This window comes from Acinetobacter sp. ANC 4654 (genome assembly GCF_002135425.1).
GTDB classification, from domain to species: Bacteria; Pseudomonadota; Gammaproteobacteria; order Pseudomonadales; family Moraxellaceae; genus Acinetobacter; species Acinetobacter kyonggiensis.
Genome location: NZ_NEGL01000009.1, coordinates 20,111 through 35,252, shown reverse-complemented (window position 1 = coordinate 35,252; position 15,142 = coordinate 20,111). Strand labels below are relative to the sequence as shown.

The following is a 15,142-nucleotide window of genomic DNA, read 5'->3' as shown; positions in this document are numbered from 1 at the left end:
AATACATCATGGCAAAAACGATTTTAATTACTGGTGCAAGTTCTGGTATCGGTGCAGGTATGGCACGCGAATTTGCACAAAAAGGTTATAACCTTGCAATTTGTGCACGCCGTTTAGAGCGCCTTGAAACATTAAAGCAAGAACTTGAAAGTAAATACGGCATTAAAGTCATCGCAAAAACCTTAGATGTAACCCATTACGATCAAGTTTTTGAGGTATTTAAAGCATTTAAAGCAGAATTTGGCACGATTGACCGAATTATTGTCAATGCGGGTGTGGGTGACGGTCGCCGTATTGGTAAAGGTAACTTTGCCATTAATAAAGCCACTGTTGAAACCAATTTTATTTCTGCACTTGCGCAATGTGAAGCTGCGGTTGAAATTTTTCGTGCACAAAATTCAGGTCATCTGGTGATGATTTCATCGATGAGCGCAATGCGCGGCATGCCAAAACATCTAACCGCTTATGGTGCAAGTAAAGCAGCAGTGGCACATTTAGCCGAAGGCATTCGTGCGGAATTAATTGATACCCCCATTAAAGTTACGACAATTTTCCCAGGTTATATTCGAACTGAACTTAATGAAGGCGCGAAAAAATTACCTTTTGAAGTGGACGAAAAAACGGGGTCACATTTACTTGCCAAAGCCATTGAGAAAGAACCTGTTAAAGCGTATGTTCCACAATGGCCGTGGTTACCACTTGGTTTGGCAATGAAAATATTGCCATTAAAGTTGGTGAATAAATTGGGTTGATCTAAAAAGGCTCATATCGAGCCTTTGTTATTTTCAAATGAATCTTAAATATGTTTTTAAAAATCTCGACTATTGTGTTAATTCCAGCACTGCTGATACAAGGCTATGCAGTCAAAAAAAATACACTACGTTTGCCTGAACCCGATGGAAATCGTCAAGGGAAGATAGGCAAAGGAAATCCACTGTCAATTTTGATTTTAGGCGATTCAGCTGCCGCAGGTGTAGGCGTGCAAATACAGGAAGATGCTTTACTGGGTTCTGTATTGAAGCAGTTAAAAGGTCAGTATGAAGTTCGTTATATCTTAGAGGCGACAACAGGATATACCAGCAGACAAATCATAGAAGCTGCTCAAAATATGCCTCATCAGCATTTTGATGTTGTTATTACCTCTGTCGGGGTAAATGATATTATCAAACTCACTCAGCCGAAAAACTGGATTAAAAAACAACAGCAGCTTTACAGCGAAATTAATCAAAAATTTACTCCACATATCATTATTGCATCGGGTGTTCCACCCATGAATTTATTTCCAGCCTTGCCTAATCCTTTGGCATGGTTATTTGGTCAATATGCCAAAGGAATGAATCAAGCACTTGGACAATTTGTGCAAAAACAACAGAATATGCAGTGGATTGAATACGATCTGGTGCGTTTTAGAACATTAAATTTGGAAATGGCAGCAGATGGTTTTCATCCTAGCAAGGAAATATATGCACTTTGGGCTGAGCAAGTAGCAGAAAAAATTCGCAAAATGTTTTAAATTAATCAGAATCCTTTGAAATAGCTTGTTATGTCGACTGAATTAGAAATTGAAACTCATCCACTTCAGCCATTTTTACCAATCAATGCGAAATTGTTAATGTTGGGCAGTTTTCCACCGCCTAGAACACGTTGGAAAATGGATTTTTATTATCCCAATTATCAAAATGATATGTGGAAGATTTTTGGTTTAGTATTTTTTAAAAATAAAGAACACTTTCTTGATCTAGCAAATAAAAAATTTAAAGAACAACGTATTCGTGATTTTCTAACGGAAAAGGGCATTGCTATTTTTGATACGGCTTATCAGGTTATTCGTTTAAAAGGCAATGCATCTGATAAATTTCTACAAATAGCGAAGCCGACTGATTTAGCACAACTTTTACAAGATATACCTCAGTGCCACAATGTGATGACGACTGGAGATAAGGCCACAGATACTTTAATGCTTTCTATGCCAGAAGGGACTGAAAAACCTCAAATTGGACAGTCTTCAAAAACATATTTCGCTGAACGTGATCTTACTTTATACCGTATGCCTTCATCTTCACGTGCTTATCCTTTGCCAGTTGAAAAGAAAGCTGAAGCCTATGCTCAATTATTTTATGAAATAGGCTTACTTTAAGAAAGTTTTGGTGTTTTTAATCTATACGATTAAATCCTATAGGTTAATCAAAAAGTAAAGAAAATCGATAAACTGCTAGTTGAAGGCTTAATTGTCATACTCGACATAATCCCACAGATTTAAACGTGCTTTAATTTCTGTACGGATCTTTGGCAACATCGGGAGGAGTGTGCCATCTAGCCACAAACTTAAAGCTTGTGCAGAAATTTTATTCTGTTCTACATCAATGATTTGTGCACCTTTGACCAAGAGTAGCGTTTCTTCATTGGTTTCAGTTTCAATACCTTTAAATAAAACCTGAAGTTCAAATCCTGTATCTAAAATAAGCCACTCAAGTTCAATTTGAATATTTTCATTCGACTTTAAAACGACTTGACCTTCTAAAAGATCACTTTCAGATAAACAGTTATGTTCTACTCGAACTTTAGACAAAAACCATTCTTGGCGACCTAAATCATCGAGGGTTTTATAAGGCAATAAAATATCATTTAAATTAAATTGACGGCTTAAATCAAAAAATTGCATGGGAGAGAGTCACGATCAGGAGAAAAAGAGTTAAATACTCGAAAAGTGAAATGTTAAAGCAAAGGGGCTGATGAGTAAAATCTTTGCATAGATTGATTGAATTTATGTATAAATATGAATCAAAATCTTATAAGTTCTAAAAAAAACAATGTTAATAAAAGAAGTTGCTAGCCCAAAAGTGCCATGACCAATAATGAACTTTATATGTCAAAACAAGAGCATTTAGTCAGTTTTCAGCAGTCTGGGTTTACACAAATTGAAATTTCACTCGAAATAAAAGGTTTATGTGTATTTGAATGTCATTAACTTGTCATTACATCATCCATTCAATGGGCAAGTAGGATACCGCTTGCATTGCAAAGCGTTGGAATTTCGTTGTTTCGGGGTCATGTTTATATTCTACAATTGAGCCATCTTTATGCTGATCAAGCCAAATGATTTCGCCTTGTTTATTTAATTTTAATTCGTAGGAAATTTGCGGTAAATATTGATCGAGTGATCTGGAAATATACTTTTGCAGAACATCAGATTCAACCACAAGTCCGACTTCGCTGTTTAAATTGGCTGAACGAGGATCGAAATTAAATGAACCAATAAAAACCATGCCATCTATATCAAAAAATTTAGCATGTAAGCTAGAGGTATTTTTACCTTTGGCAGGAATGACATTCCCTGTGACCACTTCATACCAAGTCCGTTTATTACGTTCAATATAGGGCTTAAATTCATACAGTTTAATACCGTTTTGTAGTAAATCATGACGATATTTTTGATAAAAGGCATGCACCACTGCAACATCATTGGCAAGAAATGAGTTGGTTAAAATTCTAATCCGCACATCATTTTTGCTTAAATTAACTAAATCGTCTGTCCCTTTACGTGTAGGTACAAAATAGGCTGAAACTAATTCAAGATGCTGCTTCGGCTCTCCCATAATATTGAGCATTTGACGATAAATAAGCTGATCATTGGTTGCTGCACCACGAATTTTATCCGGTGAGTCTGCGATAAAATGAGCTTTTGCCCAATTAATAGGACGATCTTTTAAGTGTTTATTGATTTGTTTTTCGGCTAATTCAATGCGTTTTTTTAACTGATCTTTTTGTAAAGCAGTAAGTTCATAATACTGACGCAATTTAGCAAGCTGTTCTTGATTGCCATCGCCCAAAAGCTGTGGCACTGCATAGCTTAAGTTGTCATTCCAAAACGCATGGAAAACTTCATTGGCATGCTGAACAGCATTGCCATAGAACAAAATATCCATATCGGTAAATTGAAAATTGTCACTGGCATCAAAATATTCACGGCTAATATTTCGACCACCAGTAACCGCAATTGCGCCATCGGCAATAATAAGTTTATTGTGCATACGATGGTTAATATGCTTGAAACGAAATGCGTAATCAATGACGCGTAATTTTCTGAATTTATAAGGGTTAAATAATTTAATTTCAAAATTGGGATGTGCTGCAAGTTGTTTTAAGGTGGCATCAAGTTTGGTTCCATTCTGATCATCAATGAGTAATCGAACCTTGACCCCACGATCTGCTGCTTTTAAAAGTTCAGCCAGCATGAGATGCCCAATCGAATCATCTTCCCAAATGTAATACTGTAAATCGATATTATATTTTGCTTTATTAATTAGATGCAGTCTTGAGGCAATGCTGATAAAAGCATCATCCAAAGCCAAATAAGCCGTTAAGCCTTGCGATATTTGCATGTCGACATTTGAACCGTTTAACCAGTGTTCCGCATGAATCTGAATAGGCGGTTGTTTATTTGATTGATTCATAGGCAAACTACACCCCGTCAACGTAATGAGTGCTAAAGAAAACATGACAGCATGAATGAATGGTTTAATTAGCATAATTATTATGGCGTCATTAAGTTATAAGTACATATTATCATCATGTTAAAGGTTGAATCTGATAATAAAAAGCGGTTACTGTAGCTCATCTGTTAAAGAACTAAATAAAGGTAGCTCTCTTATGAAATCACGTGCAGCAGTCGCATTCGGTCCCGGTGAACCGCTTCAAATTGTCGAGCTGGATGTTGCTCCACCAAAAGCGGGTGAAGTTTTGGTTAAAATTACCCATACAGGTGTGTGCCATACCGATGCGTTTACTTTGTCGGGTGATGATCCTGAAGGTGTATTTCCAGCGGTACTGGGTCATGAAGGTGCCGGTATTGTGATTGAAGTGGGTGAAGGTGTGACCAGTGTCAAACCGGGTGATCATGTCATTCCACTTTATACGGCTGAATGTGGCGAGTGTTTATTCTGTAAATCTGGAAAAACCAATCTTTGTGTGGCTGTTCGTGCGACTCAAGGTAAAGGTGTGATGCCTGATGGTACGACACGTTTTTCTTATAATGGTCAGCCTATTTATCATTACATGGGTTGTTCAACCTTTAGTGAATATACCGTAGTTGCTGAAGTATCTTTGGCGAAGATTCATCCTGATGCAAATCCTGAACATGTATGTTTATTGGGTTGTGGCGTAACCACAGGCATTGGTGCTGTGCATAACACGGCCAAAGTACAAGAAGGTGATTCAGTCGCAGTCTTCGGTTTAGGCGGCATTGGTCTTGCTGTGGTGCAAGGCGCGCGTCAAGCCAAAGCAGGCCGTATTATTGTAATTGACATGAACCCAGAAAAATTCAAACTGGCTGAAGAGTTTGGTGCGACTGACTTCTTAAATCCAAAAGATTACGACAAGCCGATTCAACAAGTGATTGTAGAAATGACAGACTGGGGCGTAGACCATTCATTTGAATGTATTGGTAATGTCAATGTTATGCGTTCAGCACTTGAATGTGCGCACCGTGGTTGGGGACAATCGGTGATTATTGGTGTGGCAGGTTCGGGTCAGGAAATTTCGACTCGCCCATTCCAATTGGTCACTGGTCGTACTTGGAAAGGCACGGCATTCGGTGGTGTGAAAGGTCGCTCTCAACTTCCAGGTATGGTTGAAGATGCAATGAAAGGTGATATTCAGCTTGAACCTTTTGTCACGCATACCATGGGGCTAGATCAAATTAATGAAGCTTTTGATTTGATGCATGAAGGTAAATCTATTCGTTCAGTGGTGCATTTTCAAGATTGATTTGTACTAAGAATAAAAAACGGGCAGATTGAATGAACTGCCCGTTTTTTATAGCAGCATTATTTTAAACAGTTGCTTTAATGACTTCTGCAATAGATTCAGCTACATAATCAATATTATTTAAGTTTAAACCCGCCGCACACATACGACCGCTACGCACTAAATAGATGGCGTATTTGTCTTTTAAAATATCGACTTGTTCCGCAGTTAAACCTGTATAGCTAAACATGCCTTGTTGTTTAATCAAATAACTAAAGTCATGTTCAGGCAACGCTTGGCTTAATTTTTCATTTAAAATATGACGCATTTTAATGATACGTTCACGCATTTCTTTTAGCTCAGCTTCCCACTGTGCAGTGAGATCCGCATCATTAAGCACGTTATCGACCAATAATGCACCCGTAGTTGCTGGGCTTGAATAGATACGACGTACAGTAGCTTTAAGCTGCCCTAATACTTTTTGTGCCGTGGCTTGATCATCACAGACAAATGTTAAGCCACCAACACGCTCACCATAAAGCGAGAAAATTTTAGAGAATGAATTACTGACAATAAAACTCATGCCTGATTGATCTAAAGCGCGAATCGCATACGCATCTTCTTCTAAACCTTGACCAAAACCTTGATAGGCAATATCTAAAAAGGGAATCAGATCTTGTTTTTTTAATACTTCAATCACTTGATCCCATTCCGCAGGTGTTAAATCCGCACCTGTTGGGTTGTGACAACAAGGGTGTAATAACACAATGCTTTTAGCAGGAAGTTTGCTTAACTTTTCCAGCATTTCAGCAACATTTACACCGTTGGTTGCAGCATCAAAGTAAGGGTAGAAGTGCGAGTGAATCCCTGCGCCATTAAAGATCGCAATATGGTTTTCCCAAGTCGGTTGGCTGACCCAAACGTCAGATTCAGGGAAATATTTTTTTAAGAAATCTGCACCCACTTTAAGCGCGCCAGAGCCACCCAAAGTTTGAATGGTCACCGCACGACCCTCTAGGCGAGCTTGGCTATGTTCGCCTAAAACAAGCGCTTGAGTTGCTGCATTATAAGATTTCAAACCATCCATCGGTAAATAGAGTTTGACCTTATTATTGCTTGGTTCAATGTTTTTATATGCGGCTTTAATGGCATTTAACTGCGGAACAATGTTATCTTCATTGTAATAAAGCCCAATACTTAAATTAACTTTTTGTGTCCGTTCATCTTTACCAAACTCTTCCATCAAAGAAAGAATCGGATCACCTGCATAAGTATCAACATGTTGAAACATGAATACATCCTTCATTATATGTAGTAAACAAATTAAGCTTTTGCTATCGACGGTATTTTATCTTTTAATGCCAATGGATTGTCTGTTATTTTTCTTTTCAAAGAAATAAACCGTCCAATCATAATGTAATGCCTGAAAGTTATTCTAAGATCAATGAGTGAGAATATGCTTTAGCCTTATTTATATAGTTGAAATGAATCTGAAATTCGACATTTTTCTATAAAACTTGGATCATGAGAGACCAAGATTACAGCGCCTTTATATTCAGAAATGGCGTGAGCGAGTACATCTCTGGATTCAATGTCTAAATGATTTTCTGGTTCATCCAGTAACAATAAATCAATTTTTTGTGCAGATTGACTGATAGCGAGCAAAGCGACTTTTAATTGCTCACCACCACTTAAACAAGTCAGAGGAATCTGAGATTTTTCACCTCGAATCCGAAGTTGGCCAAGTAAATTCCGCCATTCAACTTCATTTATTGATGGATTGGCGTGTTTAAGATTATCCACAGCATTTAGCTCAAAATTGAGGAAACTAAAGTTTTGATCTAAATAAAAACTGTTGCCAAAGAATATGATTTCGGCAGTGTGAGTACAAGCCTGATAAGCCAGCATTTTAAGCAAGGTAGATTTACCAATACCATTTTCACCTTGTAGAAGCAGTTTCTGTCCTGCATTTAAAGCGAAATTGATTTTTTGTTTTGTGCCAAAAGCTAAAATTAGCCGATTTATTCTTAAAATTTCACCGCTTTTAATACTGTTATTAAAAAAGTGAAATTGTTGTGCTTTGACTGTTTCAAGCTGAACTTTTTTATCCTTTAATGTTTTAGTTGCTTCGTTTAATTGACGAGATTGTTGCTGCTGCAAGGATGATAAACTTTGCCCCGCTTGTTCTTTTTTAAAGTCCAACAAAATTTTGGCCTGAGAATTGGTATCGCGTAATTTATTGCCTGCACGTTGTCTTTTTTGTGTTTTCATTAAATTTTGCTGCTGCTGATTTTTTAGCTGCTTTAACTCTCTTTTCTCTTGTTGAACAGAGTGTTCCAGCGCTTGAGTTTGTAACTGAGAGTGCTCAAAATGGTGAGTATAGTTGCCGTTAGAGTGTGACAAGCCATGTTCATTTAAAACATATATATGCTGCATTTCATCCAATAAACGGCGGTCATGACTAATAATTAAAGCACCTGATGAATACTGATTAAGACATGAGATCAACCACGATCTTGATTCAGAATCCAAATGATTGCTTGGTTCATCTAACAGCAAATAATGATCTTTTAATAAAAATAAACGGCAGAGTGCTAATTTAGTTTTTTGTCCTTCACTTAATAGCATCACTGGGAAATCTAAATCTGTAGGTAAGTTTGCTTGTTGTAATTGCATTAGCCACAATTGCGGTAAATGCCAAAAATTTTCTGCGCGCTCATAGTCATCAAACGTAGCTGTTCCTTGCTCAATACGTTTAAAGGTTTGATGGTATTGTTCCACATCTAAAGCTTCAGCAATTGTTTGTACATCAAGCCGATGTAATTGCTTTAAATACGCATGTGGCATTTGCCAAAAAATTTGTCCTGCAAAAGGAAGGTGGTCGGGTTGTTGATGCAGTATTTGCATCATGACAGACTTGCCCTGACCATTTCGACCTATGAGCGCAGAGTTTTGTTGCGAAAAAAGTGAAAAATCAAGATCATGAAAAAGTGTTTTCGTAGGGAACTCTACACCAAGTTGAGATATTACACATGCCTGTTGGGTCATAAGAACCTCATATAACAGGATGGGCAAAATAAAAAATTAATTCTAAAAATACACGCAGAAGTAATTAGCCTATTTTGCACATCAAAAAAATACAGAAAAATTTGATGGAAAAAAGGACTTACTTCATTGGCGTGTTGCTCGGTATAAAGGTATAAAAATGAGGATTACATGTATTTTAATAGTTTTTATAAATAGGTCAAGTTTTATGCTAATAGCCGTTTTTTAAACAATATATAAGTAAAGATTAACTGATTTATGTATTTTTATTTTGTATAAAACTATTGTCAAATGTATAAATACAGCGTATTTTTATCTCAAGACACATACTTTTTTGAAGAAATAAAGATGTTAAAGCAACCAGCAATCTCAAACGCGACTTATTATTTTTGGCAATTTAGATAATTGCCTGAATGCGTTCGGGCAAAAAATGGTTGCCCACCAAGTTAATACCTGATCGGCAACCCTGATCAGGTTTTTTTATGCTTTATTTTTTTATACTTTTTGGAGTTACCTCATGAAAACATTAACTTATTCATATTTTAGCAACTTTTATTGGTTTTACTTTAATCAAATGATGACGCAATCCATTAGACCCATAACGCTCAAATAAAAGATTGGACTGAGAAAACAGTCCCTAGGAAAGTTTCATGAATGCTTTAAATACTGCTTTACAACAGACTCAAACGACTACAAAAGAAACCATCTTAAGCTTGCCTCATCAATTGAAGGCACAATTGCCTTTGTCTACAAAATTGGCGCAACAAATTGCCGATCAGCGTCAGACAATTCAAAATATTTTAGAAGGCAAAGATCATCGTTTGATGATTGTGACAGGTCCATGTTCAATTCATGACCCCATTTCTGCACTTGAATATGCTCGAAAATTACAACAATTACAAAGCCAAGTCTCAGATCAAATTTTCCTCGTTATGCGTGCATATATTGAAAAACCACGTACCACGATTGGTTGGAAAGGTTTTCTATATGACCCAAATTTAGATAATTCATCGAATATGCAATTGGGCTTAGAAAAATCACGTGAGTTATATTTACAAATTATCGACATGGGCTTGCCGATTGCAGCTGAAATTTTAAGCCCTATGGCAACGGCTTATTTCGATGACTTACTGGCTTGGGGTGCAATTGGTGCACGTACCAGTGAATCACAAATTCATCGTGAAATTTCAAGCCACATGCCGTACAGCATTGGTTTTAAAAATGGCACGGATGGCTCAATTCAAATTGCACTTGATGCGATTCAATCTGCATCTCACTCACACCAGTTCATGGGCATGAGCCAGTCTGGTTTACCTTGTATTTTGGAATCACAAGGCAATAGAGCAGCACACTTGATTTTACGTGGTGCAAATTCAGGTCCTAATTATCAATTGGCTGAAATTGAAAAAATTAAAGAAAAAAACAAAGCTGAATTACCCGCTTTAGTGATTGATTGTAGTCACGGTAACAGTCATAAAAACCCATTAGTACAAGCTGAAGTATTACGTACCATTGTGGCTGAACGTGTACACACCAATGTGCGTGGTGTGATGTTAGAAAGTTATTTGGTTGATGGTCAGCAAAAAATTTCATGTGATATGACTTATGGGCAATCTGTAACAGATGGTTGTTTAGGTTGGGATAAAACACATCAAATTTTATTGGACGTTGCAGATTCATTACGTATTTCTCAATTGAAACGTAGTGCTTAATACGACTAAAAACATGGTTATGTTGCAATGAAGCTCTTTTAAAAGGGCTTCATTCTTTTAAATCTGTCCATTTATGTTAGATGTTTAAATTTAGATCACGACTTTGTTGATGCTATATACAATTTTTCAAAATTCTTTTAACCAATTAAAATTAACAAATTTGAGTCATCGCGCTTCTTTATGCACAATATTAAAAATTGATACTAAGTAATAACTAATTGTTTAATAAATACATAACTAACGATATGCAATTGTTATTTAGTACTTTAAATAATGTTTAATGGGGAAAAATATGTACAGTGCCGAATTATTGGAAGAAGCGCGTAAAATAATATTTCATATGCTGACCAAAGTTGTGGAATATGGCGGGTCTGACTTATTTATTTCAGCAGATTTCCCACCGAGTATTAAGCATCAAGGATTGATGAAACCGATTGGGCAACAGGCTTTAACTGCCGATAAAACTAAATTATTTGCTTATAGCTTAATGAATGAGACTCAACGACAGGAATTTGAAAAAGAACTTGAGTGTAATTTTGCCATTAGTGTTCCGAATGTTTCACGTTTTCGTATTAATGTGTTCCAACAACAATTACAAGTGGGTATGGTCATTCGTACCATTACCGCAGAAATTCCAAATTTTGCCCAGTTAAAATTACCAGAATCACTCAAAGATGTGATGATGGCAAAAAGGGGCTTGGTGCTTGTCGTAGGTGCAACAGGTTCGGGTAAATCCACATCTTTAGCAGCCATGATTGATCATCGTAATGAAAATTCAGCAGGGCATATTATTACGGTTGAAGATCCCGTTGAATATGTGCATAAACATAAGAAGTCGATGATTACCCACCGCGAAGTGGGAGTCGATAGTCATTCATGGCACAATGCTTTGAAAAATACTTTACGCCAAGCACCTGATGTAATTTTGATTGGCGAAATCCGTGATACTGAAACCATGGAACACGCCATTGCCTTTGCTGAAACAGGGCATTTATGTTTAGGCACTTTGCATGCCAATAATGCCAATCAAGCACTAGATCGAATTATTAACTTTTTCCCTGAAGAACGAAAAAATCAATTGTTGATGGATTTATCTTCAAATATGAAAGCGATTATTTCTCAGCGTTTAGTCCGTACTCAAGATGGTCGTGGACGTCGTGCAGCTATTGAAATTTTGCTCAATACACCATTGATTGGCGATAACATTCTTAAAGGTCAGCTTCATGAACTCAAAGAAATCATGAAAAAGTCACGTGAACTGGGTATGCAAACCTTCGATCAGGCTTTATTTGATCTTTATAATGAGGGTTCAATCAGTTATGAAGAAGCCTTGCGTAATGCTGACTCTATGAATGAATTACGTTTACAGATTAAATTAAAAAGTACCCGACAGGATCAAGCCGCTGCAACTCCAGCTTCATCATTTAGCATGAAACAAGAAGGTGATATTGATGAAAGTGATGCAAAACAAGAGTCTGTGACTTCCAGTTAAAAAATCAATTTTTTAGTGTGTTGATTTATTGAATGGGCATGATTCAAATCTTGGATCATGCCCAGTTTATTTAGATTTCGAGATGAAGCAATTTACGACACCAAAAATGTTCAATTGTTTGCAATAATTCGACTTCATCTGCACGATCATGGCTTTACATGATTAAAATGCTTTCGGTTGATCTACATATAATTTATAAAATACTAAGCTTAATGCGGTAATAAATGCACAAAGTAAATAGGCAAAGCTATAGCTGTGCTGAGCAATGACAAGACCCAATAAAATTGATCCAATTGCAATGCCTAAGTCATAACAGGTAAAAAAAGTAGATGTTGCATGCCCAATTCGATCTTTCGCTGAACGCTGAATAGAAATGGTTTGTAAACAAGGTTGAGCTGAACCAAAACCTATTCCGACAAATATCGCAGCAATCATCAAACCAGCGACTGAAGTGATTTGACTTAAAATGATTAGCCCAATTGAGAACAAGGCAATAGCAGGATAAACCACATAATTTGCACCTTTTTGATCATAAATTTTTCCCGTAATGGGTCGTAAACTCATCATTGAAATTGCAAAGACCACAAAAAATAAACTGGCGTAGGGCAGTAAATTTTTTGATTCCGCAAATGTTGAAATAAACGACATAATACTGGCATAAGAAAAGGAGATGATCATTGCCATAATTGAAACAGGGAGTGCTTTTTTTTCAACAAAATCTTGTAGTGTTAAACGGTGCTTTACTTGAGTGATTGCCGATTTAGTTTCTACTGGAATTGGAATCATGAAGCAAAAAATGAAACCGAGGCAAATAATTGCAGCAAGAATTCCTGCAACTGTGGTGTATGCAAAGGGTTGAATCAAAGTCAGACCGAGTAATGGCCCAAGGACAATCCCTAAATTAATCGACATGACAAAATATCCCATGCCTTCACCTTTACGTTTTGCAGGAATAAAGTCATGAGCAATCGGGACGGCCACAGTGGTTAAAATACTAAACCAAATTCCATGCAAGAATCGAATGACCAAGAGAATGGTCAGATTATCTGCGAATAAATAGGCAAAAGAGAATAGACAAAATAAGGCTTCGGAAATGTAGAGTGTTTTTTTACGTCCAAATTTCTCAATGATTAATCCACTAAACGGACGAACTGCAATGGATGATGCCATGAATAAGGTCATGGCTAGCCCCGCTTGTGCTAACGTGCCATGTAATTCATTTAAAATATAAATCGGCAAGATAGTCGTTTGTGCAAAATAAAACACAAACAAAAAAAGGTTATTGGCTAGACATAGAATAAATGATTTATTCCACAGTTGTTCGGCATTCTCTGAAGACATAATTTACCTAGATAATCATAAGTGATATACGGCTGATGAGGCTTATCAAACAATTATTTTTAAGCTAGGAAGATCATTGTTGTTATGATTAGAGATAAGTCAAATCGATGTTAGACGCTATAAATCTTAAATTGTTTTTGTTGAAAAGTATATCTTTTAAAGAATTATGAATTGAAATGTAGAAAAATTAATAATTATTTTTGGAAAAAAATCACATTATGATTTTTTATAATGATTTTTATGTTTCTGCATAAATAAAAAATCAGCCATAAAGGCTGATTTTTGATGCTGAAGACTTAGGTTATAAGCCTGCTTCATATTCACTGCTTGAGAGTAATTTTTCTATATCTGCTATGTTGTTTGGCTTAATTTTATAAATCCAGCCCTTACCATATGGATCATCATTGACAAAGTCTGGATCATCTTCAAGGCTTGAATTCACTTCAACCACTTCACCTGAAATCGGTGCATGAATATCAGACGCTGTTTTCACCGATTCGACCACACCTGTTTGCTGACCTGCGGTAATTTGCTGACCGAGTTCAGGTGCTTCTACATACACTAAATCGCCTAATGCATCCTGTGCATGGTCAGAAATACCTGTAATGACCAGATCACCTTCAATTTTGACCCATTCGTGAGTACTTGCATACTTCAATTCTGAAGGATGATTCATTGATGACTCCTTTAAAATATTCAAATCATTTTTTCCATGTTTTATACATGTTTTTTGATCAAAACGAAAGTTTATAAATAAGGATCTTTACGCCAATTGCTTGGGCTACGACCACTCCAACGCTTAAATGCCCGACTAAAATTGGCAACATCACTGTAGCCAAGTTCATCTGCAATGAGTTCCAAGGTGTAATCTGTTCGTGACAGGAGCGATGTAGCATGACGATAGCGGACTTCATCGACTAAGGTTGAAAAAGAAGTTCCTTCGGCAGCCAACTGACGTTTTAAAGTCCGATCAGACATATGTAAACGGTCTGCGACATTTTCAATACTTAAATAATGTTGTTCTGAATTGGTCAAAATGTCGCGTACTCGCATGGCTAGGCGTCGGCGTTCACCTAATGCAGACAATTCAGCTTCACATTGATTAATCGCAATTTGACTGGCAATTGGGTCGGCATTCACCATTTTAAAACTGAGGTATTTTTTATCAAAACTTGACAATAAATGTGGCTGTTCAAAACGGAAGTTATGTGATGGAAACTTAGTGATATAGCGTTCAAAACCAGAGGGTTGAGCAAAATCAAAATCTATATCACCCGATAAATCATCACAACTTGTTAAAGCTTTTGCCATAGTAATGATGCCAAAAGTCAGAGCAATGGTAATTTCTGTCCGTAAAGGCTCAATATCAAAATCACATTGTAATTGCAGCGTTGCTTTCTCGCCGAAGGTGGAAAAATAAAGCTGTAGAAAAGGCATTCGAAGTTGAATAAAGCGATTGGCTAACACCAAAGCATCCGTAATATCATGTGCAGTCATAATGGCATAGCCAATAAAACCATGAATCGAGATTCGCATTTGCGTACCTAAATGAAAACCTAGAGTCGGTTCTCCTGTTAAGCGTAATGCATGTTTCACCAACTCATTTGCAACCGATGTCGGAATGCGAAAATTTGGATCTGCCAATAGCTCACTGGTTAAATGAAAGGGTGTAAACAATGCTTCGGCATTGTAGCCCCAACGAGACACGACATCTAAGAGGAGCAGACCGTAAACACCGGGGATTCCTTGATCTTGTTTTGGAGAAATCGTTTTCATGCGCTATCCATTGCACTTTCGTTGTTTTTCT

13 protein-coding genes and 1 pseudogene are annotated in these 15,142 nt (G+C 36.9%); 7 read left to right on the top strand and 7 right to left on the bottom strand.

Annotated features, from left to right (window positions below; translation table 11 throughout):
• Positions 1-8 precede the first annotated feature (8 nt).
• The 3 genes from B9T24_RS13595 to B9T24_RS13585 are packed head-to-tail and all read left to right on the top strand — an operon-like array spanning position 9 to position 2,137.
• Positions 9-752, top strand: coding sequence for an SDR family oxidoreductase (locus tag B9T24_RS13595; RefSeq protein ID WP_086166265.1), 744 nt, complete (start codon positions 9-11; stop codon positions 750-752).
• A 50-nt stretch (positions 753-802) separates the two neighbouring features.
• Positions 803-1,513, top strand: coding sequence for an SGNH/GDSL hydrolase family protein (locus B9T24_RS13590; RefSeq protein ID WP_086166264.1), 711 nt, complete (start codon positions 803-805; stop codon positions 1,511-1,513).
• Positions 1,514-1,543: 30 nt separating this feature from the next.
• The gene (locus B9T24_RS13585; RefSeq protein ID WP_086166263.1) at positions 1,544-2,137 is read left to right on the top strand and encodes a uracil-DNA glycosylase family protein; all 594 of its coding nucleotides are present in this window, start codon (positions 1,544-1,546) and stop codon (positions 2,135-2,137) included.
• 87 nt (positions 2,138-2,224) lie between these two features.
• On the opposite strand, the gene B9T24_RS13580 is transcribed toward B9T24_RS13585, so the two are convergent.
• On the bottom strand, positions 2,225-2,662 hold the full coding sequence (locus B9T24_RS13580; protein WP_086166262.1) for a hypothetical protein: 438 nt from the start codon (positions 2,660-2,662) through the stop codon (positions 2,225-2,227).
• Between the two features lie 180 nt (positions 2,663-2,842).
• Here B9T24_RS13580 and B9T24_RS17175 point away from each other — a divergent pair.
• A pseudogene (locus tag B9T24_RS17175) lies at positions 2,843-2,968 on the top strand (SAM-dependent methyltransferase); the annotation flags it as partial.
• Between the two features lie 7 nt (positions 2,969-2,975).
• Here the strand turns inward: B9T24_RS17175 and B9T24_RS13570 are convergent.
• Entirely contained in the window at positions 2,976-4,529 is a 1,554-nt protein-coding gene (locus B9T24_RS13570) for a phospholipase D family protein (RefSeq protein WP_086166261.1), read from the bottom strand.
• A 121-nt stretch (positions 4,530-4,650) separates the two neighbouring features.
• Here B9T24_RS13570 and B9T24_RS13565 point away from each other — a divergent pair, with 121 nt between their 5' ends.
• Positions 4,651-5,766: an S-(hydroxymethyl)glutathione dehydrogenase/class III alcohol dehydrogenase gene (locus B9T24_RS13565; RefSeq protein ID WP_086166260.1), complete on the top strand. Its 1,116-nt coding sequence runs from the start codon at positions 4,651-4,653 to the stop codon at positions 5,764-5,766.
• Between the two features lie 64 nt (positions 5,767-5,830).
• On the opposite strand, the gene B9T24_RS13560 is transcribed toward B9T24_RS13565, so the two are convergent.
• The gene (locus B9T24_RS13560) at positions 5,831-7,036 is read right to left on the bottom strand and encodes an aromatic amino acid transaminase (protein ID WP_086166259.1); all 1,206 of its coding nucleotides are present in this window, start codon (positions 7,034-7,036) and stop codon (positions 5,831-5,833) included.
• A 176-nt stretch (positions 7,037-7,212) separates the two neighbouring features.
• Positions 7,213-8,793: an ATP-binding cassette domain-containing protein gene (locus B9T24_RS13555; RefSeq protein ID WP_086166258.1), complete on the bottom strand. Its 1,581-nt coding sequence runs from the start codon at positions 8,791-8,793 to the stop codon at positions 7,213-7,215.
• Positions 8,794-9,440: 647 nt separating this feature from the next.
• Here B9T24_RS13555 and B9T24_RS13550 point away from each other — a divergent pair.
• Together B9T24_RS13550 and B9T24_RS13545 are read left to right on the top strand one after the other, a co-directional pair.
• Positions 9,441-10,502, top strand: coding sequence for a 3-deoxy-7-phosphoheptulonate synthase (locus B9T24_RS13550; RefSeq protein ID WP_086166257.1), 1,062 nt, complete (start codon positions 9,441-9,443; stop codon positions 10,500-10,502).
• A 292-nt stretch (positions 10,503-10,794) separates the two neighbouring features.
• Entirely contained in the window at positions 10,795-11,994 is a 1,200-nt protein-coding gene (locus tag B9T24_RS13545) for a PilT/PilU family type 4a pilus ATPase (RefSeq protein ID WP_086166256.1), read from the top strand.
• Positions 11,995-12,156: 162 nt separating this feature from the next.
• Here the strand turns inward: B9T24_RS13545 and B9T24_RS13540 are convergent, their stop codons facing one another.
• The 3 genes from B9T24_RS13540 to B9T24_RS13530 form a co-directional block, all read right to left on the bottom strand.
• The gene (locus B9T24_RS13540; protein WP_086166255.1) at positions 12,157-13,335 is read right to left on the bottom strand and encodes an MFS transporter; all 1,179 of its coding nucleotides are present in this window, start codon (positions 13,333-13,335) and stop codon (positions 12,157-12,159) included.
• A gap of 301 nt (positions 13,336-13,636) precedes the next feature.
• Positions 13,637-14,011, bottom strand: a complete 375-nt coding sequence (gcvH, locus tag B9T24_RS13535; RefSeq protein ID WP_086166254.1) for a glycine cleavage system protein GcvH — start codon at positions 14,009-14,011, stop codon at positions 13,637-13,639.
• Positions 14,012-14,082: 71 nt separating this feature from the next.
• Positions 14,083-15,111, bottom strand: a complete 1,029-nt coding sequence (locus B9T24_RS13530; protein ID WP_086166253.1) for a helix-turn-helix domain-containing protein — start codon at positions 15,109-15,111, stop codon at positions 14,083-14,085.
• Between the last annotated feature and the right edge of the window lie 31 nt (positions 15,112-15,142).

Bases quoted from the DNA above. Each gene is read 5' to 3' on its own strand.
- B9T24_RS13590 (WP_086166264.1), top strand. From the start codon at position 803: ATGTTTTTAAAAATCTCGACTATTGTGTTAATTCCAGCACTGCTGATA.
- B9T24_RS13555 (WP_086166258.1), bottom strand. From the start codon at position 8,793: ATGACCCAACAGGCATGTGTAATATCTCAACTTGGTGTAGAGTTCCCT.
- B9T24_RS13540 (WP_086166255.1), bottom strand. From the start codon at position 13,335: ATGTCTTCAGAGAATGCCGAACAACTGTGGAATAAATCATTTATTCTA.
- B9T24_RS13550 (WP_086166257.1), top strand. From the start codon at position 9,441: ATGAATGCTTTAAATACTGCTTTACAACAGACTCAAACGACTACAAAA.
- B9T24_RS13565 (WP_086166260.1), top strand. From the start codon at position 4,651: ATGAAATCACGTGCAGCAGTCGCATTCGGTCCCGGTGAACCGCTTCAA.
- B9T24_RS13580 (WP_086166262.1), bottom strand. From the start codon at position 2,662: ATGCAATTTTTTGATTTAAGCCGTCAATTTAATTTAAATGATATTTTA.
- B9T24_RS13595 (WP_086166265.1), top strand. From the start codon at position 9: ATGGCAAAAACGATTTTAATTACTGGTGCAAGTTCTGGTATCGGTGCA.
- B9T24_RS13530 (WP_086166253.1), bottom strand. From the start codon at position 15,111: ATGAAAACGATTTCTCCAAAACAAGATCAAGGAATCCCCGGTGTTTAC.
- gcvH (WP_086166254.1), bottom strand. From the start codon at position 14,011: ATGAATCATCCTTCAGAATTGAAGTATGCAAGTACTCACGAATGGGTC.
- B9T24_RS13545 (WP_086166256.1), top strand. From the start codon at position 10,795: ATGTACAGTGCCGAATTATTGGAAGAAGCGCGTAAAATAATATTTCAT.
- B9T24_RS13560 (WP_086166259.1), bottom strand. From the start codon at position 7,036: ATGTTTCAACATGTTGATACTTATGCAGGTGATCCGATTCTTTCTTTG.
- B9T24_RS13585 (WP_086166263.1), top strand. From the start codon at position 1,544: ATGTCGACTGAATTAGAAATTGAAACTCATCCACTTCAGCCATTTTTA.
- B9T24_RS13570 (WP_086166261.1), bottom strand. From the start codon at position 4,529: ATGCTAATTAAACCATTCATTCATGCTGTCATGTTTTCTTTAGCACTC.